The sequence below is a fragment of the Sporomusa sp. genome, from assembly GCF_035561255.1.
Classification (GTDB): Bacteria; Bacillota; Negativicutes; order Sporomusales; family Sporomusaceae; genus Sporomusa.
The window spans coordinates 1-3,724 of record NZ_DATMXX010000349.1 but is presented as its reverse complement, the minus strand read 5'-3'; the positions used below and the strand labels follow the sequence as shown (position 1 = coordinate 3,724).

General features: G+C 42.9%; 5 protein-coding genes. 2 read left to right on the top strand and 3 right to left on the bottom strand.

From position 1 onward, the window contains the following. Both VN379_RS19840 and VN379_RS25210 read left to right on the top strand, forming a co-directional pair. Positions 1–323, top strand: a 323-nt coding sequence (locus VN379_RS19840) for a winged helix-turn-helix transcriptional regulator (RefSeq protein WP_414715021.1), incomplete at its 5' end; no start/stop codon positions are given. A 350-nt stretch (positions 324–673) separates the two neighbouring features. Next, entirely contained in the window at positions 674–958 is a 285-nt protein-coding gene (locus VN379_RS25210) for a Mu transposase domain-containing protein (RefSeq protein ID WP_414715020.1), read from the top strand. Between the two features lie 359 nt (positions 959–1,317). Here VN379_RS25210 and VN379_RS19835 read toward each other — a convergent pair whose 3' ends face one another. The 3 genes from VN379_RS19835 to gdhA all read right to left on the bottom strand — a co-directional run bounded on the left by VN379_RS19835 (position 1,318) and on the right by gdhA (position 3,600). Continuing rightward, positions 1,318–1,863, bottom strand: a complete 546-nt coding sequence (locus VN379_RS19835; RefSeq protein WP_325537047.1) for a dihydrofolate reductase family protein — start codon at positions 1,861–1,863, stop codon at positions 1,318–1,320. Continuing rightward, positions 1,851–2,090 (bottom strand): hypothetical protein, encoded by a 240-nt coding sequence (locus VN379_RS19830; protein ID WP_325537045.1) that lies wholly within the window; start codon positions 2,088–2,090, stop codon positions 1,851–1,853. Before VN379_RS19830 ends, VN379_RS19835 begins: the two co-directional genes overlap by 13 nt. 154 nt (positions 2,091–2,244) lie before the next feature. Continuing rightward, on the bottom strand, positions 2,245–3,600 hold the full coding sequence (gdhA, locus tag VN379_RS19825; RefSeq protein WP_325537043.1) for an NADP-specific glutamate dehydrogenase: 1,356 nt from the start codon (positions 3,598–3,600) through the stop codon (positions 2,245–2,247). Positions 3,601–3,724 lie beyond the last annotated feature (124 nt).

Here is a 3,724-nt window from a genome sequence, read left to right as displayed (position 1 = left end):
GTCTAACTGGTGTAAATATAAACAATACTGATTTTGGATATACATTATCACTCATTAACGGTAAATATAAAATGATTATCATTTACTGGCTTGCTGAATATAGGCCAGTGATGCGATTCAATGAGCTACAACGTTCAATTGGTACAATTTCCTTCAAGACTTTAAGTAAAACACTTAAAGAAATGGAAGAAGATCGACTAATAATACGCACAGAACATCCTCAGATTCCGCCAAAAGTCGAATATAGTTTATCGGAGCGTGGAAAATCACTGATTCCAATCTTGGATATGATGTGTACTTGGGGTGGGAAAAATCGACTATAACTATTTCAATTTAACTGGGTTACTAGCGCAAGAAATTTTAGCTTCATCAAATACTTCACAATCAGGTGCAATACAAAACTCCAGCCGCAAAGCTGGAGTTTTGTGTTCTTCGATGGGACATGGCACCAATGTAATGTTCTAAAGCATTCTTCTAAAACCAGTAAATGCTATTCAAGCATCTAAAACGGTATCTAGAGAACTACTCAAATTTCGAGCACATCATGGATTTGACAGCCAATTTTACAATCCCGCTAAAGGAAATGAAAAGGGAATCATTGAAGGCCTTGCCCGCTACATCAAAGCTCATGCTTTTACCCCGGTTCCGGAATTTCCATCCATTTTGGCTTTGAATGAGTGGCTATCATCTCGTTGCCAGGTGCTCAATGCTAAACCACGCGGCAAACAGAAGATTAGTTTTCAGAAGCGATTTGATATTACCTTTGTCTAAGCACACGTTTGACTGTTGCTCATGCAGAGAGGCTAAGGTCAACCACTACAGCCTCATTGCCTTTGACAGAAACCAATACTCTGTACCAGTTACCTATCCTGGCAATATCCTTACGGTGAAAGGATATATGGGAGAAGTTCGCATTTACGACAAGCAAACATTGGTCGCCGTTCATGCGCTGTTATGAAAGCGGAAAGCAGGTATTTATCCTTGAGTATTACTTCATAGCTGTTGGAGCGAAAACCACGAGCCGTCGGACAGGCAAACCGGTTAGATAAGCGGCATTTCCTGCAGCCTTCCCGCTTACCACCGACAGGCCAAGGGTCACGATCCAGACCAAGCGGACAAACTTTTCGTTAGCGTGTTGCTTCTATTAAAACAAAATCCCACAGGGGTGTGTAAATATCGATTAAGATGGTCATCAAACCACCCTAGCCGGCGTTTCCTTTCACACCCAATCTCCATCCATCAAACAAGCTAACAATCACTTGCTCCCTAATAATGTCTTCTTCCTTTGTCTGAGAAAATATACCTCATTTTTGCAGACTACCTTGTTCGGTACACCACTTGAACCACTCCCGAGCTGTATCTTCGCACATCCGTAAGCACAAGGCTGAGTCGCTCATGCAAACTTTCGAATAATGGTTTGCCAGCTCCAAGCACAACCGGGTGAACAGATAGTCGATACTCATCCACTAACCCAAGGTTTATAAACGTGGAAATTAAACTTGCTCCGCCATATAGCCATACATCTTTACCAGGTTCCTGCTTGAGCTTCCTTATTTCCGCTTCAATATTGCGATTAATGTATTGTACCTCATCACTTGAGTCTGTGTATGTAGTAGAAAATACGATTTTCTTTTTGCCATGAACCAGTGCCCAGATTTGCTTTTCACATTCAGAAGCCTTATCAGAAGGGGTATATTTCCCCCATAACTCGTAGCTTTTCCGCCCATATACGATTGTGTCTATTTCACTAAGGAACTGTTCAAATGCCATTTCCTCATCCATGATACACCAATCTACTTCACCATTTAGGCCTTCGATAAACCCGTCTAACGTTACCGCCAAATCTAAAATTACTTTTCGCATCTAAACAATCCTCCCTTAGCCGCCATGTTGATCATCAACTTATATCTCCCTCGATTTTCCAATTCGCCCATTTCCTCGCTAACAGGAACAAACCCAAACTTTTCGTACATGTTAACCGCTTTGTCGTTGCAAACGGCAACCGTCAAAACAATCGGCATACGATGAGTGTATCGCGTACAGCTTGAATCCGGTTCCTCCAGAATAATCCGGTGATTCCATATCGGCACAAACTTCTTCGAACGTGCGTGTAAATCGATAACTAATGGTACTTTCAATAATTGTCAATTGTCTAGATAGACAATAAAAAACAATGGGGTATTCGAGCCTCAATCGGCTTTGCATATCTCATTGTTTCACAATCAACTGCATATTAAACTTGCTCTATACCAAACCTTGCGCTTTCATTGCTTCAGCAACTTTAATAAAGCCAGCGATGTTGGCGCCAACAACCAGGTTATCCTTATAGCCATACTCTTCAGCCGCCTTGCTGGCGTTATTATAGATATTAAGCATAATAGTCTTGAGTTTAGCATCAACTTCTTCAAAAGACCAGGCTATACGCATACTGTTTTGAGACATTTCAAGACCCGAAACAGCTACGCCGCCGGCATTGGCAGCTTTTGAAGGTCCAAGATATACTCCGTTTTCCAGGAAGTATTCAATTGCGTCGTTAGTGCAGGGCATATTTGCTCCTTCGCAAACAAATCTGACCCCGTTCGCAACAATCTTTTTGGCATCTTCAATAAGAATCTCGTTTTGAGTTGCACAGGGGATAATAACGTCAACTTTAACACCCCAGGGTTTTTCACCCGGATAGAATGTAACGCCATATTTCTCGGCGTAATCTTGAACCTGGTCGCGGCAGGATGCTCGCATTTCAAGCAGATATTCAATTTTCTCTCCATTGACGCCGTCAGGATCGTATACATATCCGTCAGGACCTGAAAGGGTAACAACCTTGCCACCCAATTCAGTAACCTTTTTTACCGTTCCCCAAGTAACATTGCCAAAGCCGGACACAGCGACAGTTTTACCCTCAAAGGATGTGCCTTTGGACTTCAACATTTCCTGGCAGAAATAAGTGATTCCAAAGCCCGTAGCTTCCGGACGAGCTAAGCTACCGCCATAAGTAAGACCTTTTCCGGTTAGAACGCCATTTTCATAACTGCCTATTATTCTCTTATATTGTCCAAAAAGGTAGCCAATCTCCCGGCCACCGACGCCAAGATCACCTGCCGGCACATCAGTATTCGGACCGATATAGCGATACAGTTCCGTCATGAAACTCTGACAGAATCGCATTACTTCTGCATCAGATTTGCCTTTTGGATCGAAATCAGAGCCGCCTTTGCCGCCCCCCATCGGCAAACTAGTCAGGGAATTCTTGAAGGTCTGCTCAAACCCGAGGAACTTGATAATGCCGAGGTTAACAGACGGGTGGAAACGCAAGCCTCCTTTGTAAGGCCCAATCGCACTGTTGAATTGAACCCGGAATCCGCGGTTCACTCTTACCCTGCCAATGTCATCCATCCAAGGTACACGGAATATAAATTGCCGTTCTGGTTCCACAATCCTCTCAGCAATTCCAAGCTCAATATATTCAGGGTTTTTCTCAAGAACAGGCACCAAAGACCCAAGTACTTCCTGGACTGTTTGGTGGAATTCCGGTTCGTTTGCATTTCGTTCGACAACCCTACGATAGAGTTCGGCACAGTACTTTTGAGCATTTGTAGTCATGATACAATCCTCCCCGGTTTTTTCGTAAACAATACCCAATCCACTTTACTTACATTATACAGCTTGTTTTGTATTTTGTATACTTACACTCCATCTCATTAATCCACTCCAGAAGGACTAATAT

Excerpts from the sequence above, each read along its gene's own strand:
- gdhA (WP_325537043.1), bottom strand. The coding sequence starts at position 3,600 with ATGACTACAAATGCTCAAAAGTACTGTGCCGAACTCTATCGTAGGGTT.
- VN379_RS25210 (WP_414715020.1), top strand. The coding sequence starts at position 674 with ATGAGTGGCTATCATCTCGTTGCCAGGTGCTCAATGCTAAACCACGCG.
- VN379_RS19835 (WP_325537047.1), bottom strand. The coding sequence starts at position 1,863 with ATGCGAAAAGTAATTTTAGATTTGGCGGTAACGTTAGACGGGTTTATC.